This window comes from Luteibacter sp. P4_E6, from assembly GCF_056401535.1.
In genome coordinates, this window is record NZ_JBFUJE010000396.1 from 1 (window position 1) to 3,672 (window position 3,672).

Sequence of the window (3,672 nt, forward strand, 5' to 3'; positions counted from 1 at the left end):
GCATCGCCCACGGGATGGTCGAAGTCCATGCCGCCCGAGGGCGGCCAGGGAAACGCCGAGAGCACCCAGCGCCGGATGGGCGCGGATGCGGGACGAACCAGGCCCGCGAAGATCGTCAAGGACTCAGTCCCCGCACCACCAGCCTCGCCATTTAAAGAACCACACCGGCAGGAGCGTGCGGAGGAAGATCACCCCCAGCGCCATGGGATAGCCGTACGGCATGCTGAGTTCGGGCATGTCCTTGAAGTTCATGCCCCAGATGCCGGCCAGGATGATCGGCGGAATGGTCGCGACGGACGCGACGGTCAGCACCTTCATCACATGGTTCTGGTCGGTGCTGATGAAGCCGAGCGTGGCGTCGAGCAGGAACTGCAGCTTGTTGGTGAGCTGGTCGTCGAACTCGTCCAGCGTCCGCAGGTCGTGATCGACCACGCGCAGGCGCACCTCCACGTTCTCGGACATCCATTCCGGCTTCTTGGCGCGCACGAACGAGACGATGCGCTGCACGCCCAGCATGGATGAGCGATTGCGCGCCTGCAGACCCTCGAGCCGGCCGATCTCCAGCATGATGTCGCGCAGCAACGGCGTGCCCAGGCGTTCCGGCGTGAACACGCGGTCGGAGAGTTTCTTCAGCTCCGCCGAGACATCTTCCATGCGTTGCGCAGCGAGGTTGACGATGGCCTCGATCAGGGTGGCGAGCGCATCGGCACTGGATTCCCAGTGGTGCTCGCGGCAGCTGTCGCTGGCCAGTTTGAACGCGGGCGATTCGGCGAAGCGCAGCGTCATCAACACGCGGCCGGTGACCACGATGCCGACCGGGCCCGGGTAGTGGCCGTTGTCGGTGTCGGCGAAATAGGGGATGGACAGGTACATGGCGTCGTCGTCCGTACGGATACGGCTGGACAGGGCCAGGTTCACGATGTCGCTACGCTCGGGCACGCGCAGTCCGGTGATCTCGGTGGCGCAGCGGCGTTCGTCTTCGTTGGGGTCGAACAGGTCGACCCAGATCGGGGCGTTCGGCTTGCCCATCCCAGCGGTCCACTGGACGGGGCCGGTGAGATTCCCGTGTTCGTGAATAATCAGCACGTGCGATGGTGTCCTTGGCGACCTGGGAGCGCCACCGGCATAGCCGGCGGCGCGGGCAGTTTACGCTTCCAGCGTCGCGTCCATCGTGATGGCAGCCTTCAGAACTTTCGATACCGGACAGCCTTGCTCGGCCTGTTTGGCGATCGCTTCAAAGCCCGCCTGGTCGGTACCGGGCACCTTCGCCTTCACGGTCAGGTGGGCCTTGGTGATCGTGAAGCCGTCGCCGTCCTTTTCCAGGGTGATCGTCGACTTGGTCTCGATCTTGTCGGCGGTCAGGCCGGCGGCATTGAGCAATCCGGACAGGGCCATGCTGAAGCAGCCCGCGTGCGCCGCGCCGAGCAGTTCCTCGGGATTGGTGCCGGGGCCGTCCTCGAAGCGCGACTTGAATCCGTACGGGGCTTCCTTAAGAACGCCGGTCTGGCTCGAAATGACGCCTTGGCCGTCCTTGATCCCGCCTTGCCATACTGCTGATCCCCACTTTTGCATGATGCTCTCCTCGCTGGTGATGGAATGCCGGTCGGAACACGTGCATGCTGATCCTCGAACGTTACCGGCCGGTGCATCCACATAATGCGAAGGGTCGGCCTGGCTTGATTGGAGAGAACGATGAGCGAAACGCCAAAACCGCTTGAGATCAGTCACGACACCGCGAACCAGCTGTTCGTGGCCAAGGTGGACGGTTACGACTGTGAGCTGGAATACCGGCTGCAGGGCAAGATCATGAGCATTACGCATACCGGGGTGCCCTCGCCGGTAGGTGGCCGCGGCATCGCGGCGCTGCTGACGAAATACGCCGTCGAGACGGCGCAGAAGCAGCACTGGAAGATCGACCCGGCGTGCGCTTACGCCGAGGCGTGGTTCAAGCGGAATCCGGAGTACGCGCATCTGCTGGTGCCTGCGGGCTGAGGTGATCGGGCTATCGCCGCTGAAGCGGGGCCGTGGGCCGCTGCCGCGGCGTTCGCCGATGAATCGGCTCCTACCGAGCGGGGCGAGGCCAGCTCTGGCTTGGTAGGAGCCGATTCATCGGCGAGCTCTTCACCAAGCTCGCCGCAACCTGAACGGACGTGCTAGTTTTCGCGCTCCCCATTCATATTTCAGGGTCACCTATGCGAACGAAGTGGATTGCCGCCGCCGTGGCGCTTGCCTGTGTGGGCGCTGCCCAGGCCGACACCGTCGCGAAGACCGCGGATGACCCGCGTATCGCCGCAATCCTCGACTCGCTGGGCAAGGTCCGCACCGTCGAATCCGTCGCCTTCTCGCCCGATGGCAAGCACCTGGCCTGGGCCGTGAAGACCAACGGCAAGCCCGTCGTCGAAGTGGCCGATGCCGACGGCCGCAATGCACACCGGATCACCGCCTCGAAGGGCTGCAGTGAGATCTCCGTGGCATGGGCGCCTGATTCCCGGCACCTGGCCTTCCTCTCCGACTGCGCCGGCAAGGCGCCGGGTGTGGAAGAGGGCAAGCAGAACGATATCAACGTGGTCGACATCGCCGGCAAGGCCGCGCCGCAGCGCCTGACCCACCTGACCGGTTACATCGACGGCCTCGAGTGGCGTCCGGACGGCAAGGCGCTCGCTTTCCTTTATGTCCCCAATGCGACGCGCCGGGCCAGCGCCACCGCCGCGGCCAAGGTGCAGACCGGCGAAGTCGGCGTCGAAGGCATCGAGATCCAGCAGGTTGCCATGGTCGAAGCGACCGGGGGTGCAGTCACGACGCTGACCCCGGCCGGCCTGCACGTCTATGAATTCAGCTTCGCGCCGGACAGCCGTCGCCTCGCCTATGTCGCCGCCGAACCGCCGGGCGACAACAACTGGTGGGTGGCGAAGCTCTACGTGCAGCCCGCCGCGGCGACGGCCAAGCCCGTGACGGTCGTCGATACCTCGACGCTCGCCGGTCCGCTGAAGGACCTGCAGATGGCCGTGCCGCGCTTCTCGCCGGACGGCTCGCGCATCGCCTTCATCGGCGGCCTGATGAGCGACCAGGGTTCCACCGGTGGCGATATCTGGACTGTCTCCAGCAACGGCGGTGCCGCACCGGTCGACGTGACCCCGGGCATCACCACCACGCCGGCCTGGATCACCTGGACGGGCGCAGACGAACTGCTCGTTTCCGAGGCGGCGGCCGGCGCCAGCCGCGTGTCGCGTTACGCGCTTTCGGCCAATGGCGACGCCTCCGCGTCCACCGTGTTCGAAGTGCCGATGACGATCGGCGACGGTCGCCTGTCGATGTCCGTGTCGCTCACGGCGGACGCGAGCAAGGCGGTCTTCACCGCCAGTTCCTACGACAAGCCGTTCGAAGTGCATGTCGCCAACCTCGACGGCAAGGCAGCGCCGGTGTCCGTCACCTCGTTCAACGCCGGCCTGAAACCGTCCTGGGGCAAGGCCGAATCCATCACCTGGAAGAACGAAGGTCATGACGTCCAGGGCTGGCTGCTTTACCCGGCCAACTACAACCCGAAGAAGCACTACGGCATGATCGTCTCGATCCACGGTGGTCCGGCGGCCGCCGTGACGCCGCGTTGGCCGGGCGCAGGTTATGGCGGCGCGCCRCTGTCCGCGCTGGGCTACTTCGTCTTCATGCCCAATC

At 65.4% G+C, this 3,672-nt stretch carries 4 protein-coding genes and 1 pseudogene; 2 read left to right on the forward strand and 3 right to left on the reverse strand.

The genetic code is table 11. The features are described 5' to 3' along the window. The 3 genes and pseudogenes from AC1DT2_RS17925 to AC1DT2_RS17935 form a co-directional block, all read right to left on the reverse strand. Window positions 1–119: pseudogene (locus AC1DT2_RS17925) on the reverse strand (oxygenase MpaB family protein); the annotation flags it as partial. A gap of 4 nt (window positions 120–123) precedes the next feature. Continuing rightward, window positions 124–1,086, reverse strand: a complete 963-nt coding sequence (locus tag AC1DT2_RS17930; protein ID WP_477297827.1) for a CorA family divalent cation transporter — start codon at window positions 1,084–1,086, stop codon at window positions 124–126. Between the two features lie 60 nt (window positions 1,087–1,146). Then, window positions 1,147–1,653, reverse strand: a complete 507-nt coding sequence (locus AC1DT2_RS17935) for an OsmC family protein (RefSeq protein ID WP_477297828.1) — start codon at window positions 1,651–1,653, stop codon at window positions 1,147–1,149. Between the two features lie 39 nt (window positions 1,654–1,692). Between AC1DT2_RS17935 and AC1DT2_RS17940 the strand changes: the two genes are divergently transcribed. Together AC1DT2_RS17940 and AC1DT2_RS17945 are read left to right on the forward strand one after the other, a co-directional pair. Further along, entirely contained in the window at window positions 1,693–1,992 is a 300-nt protein-coding gene (locus tag AC1DT2_RS17940) for a GNAT family N-acetyltransferase (RefSeq protein ID WP_213946903.1), read from the forward strand. 200 nt (window positions 1,993–2,192) lie between these two features. After that, on the forward strand, window positions 2,193–3,672 hold a 1,480-nt coding region (locus AC1DT2_RS17945; protein WP_477297829.1), incomplete at its 3' end, for an alpha/beta hydrolase family protein.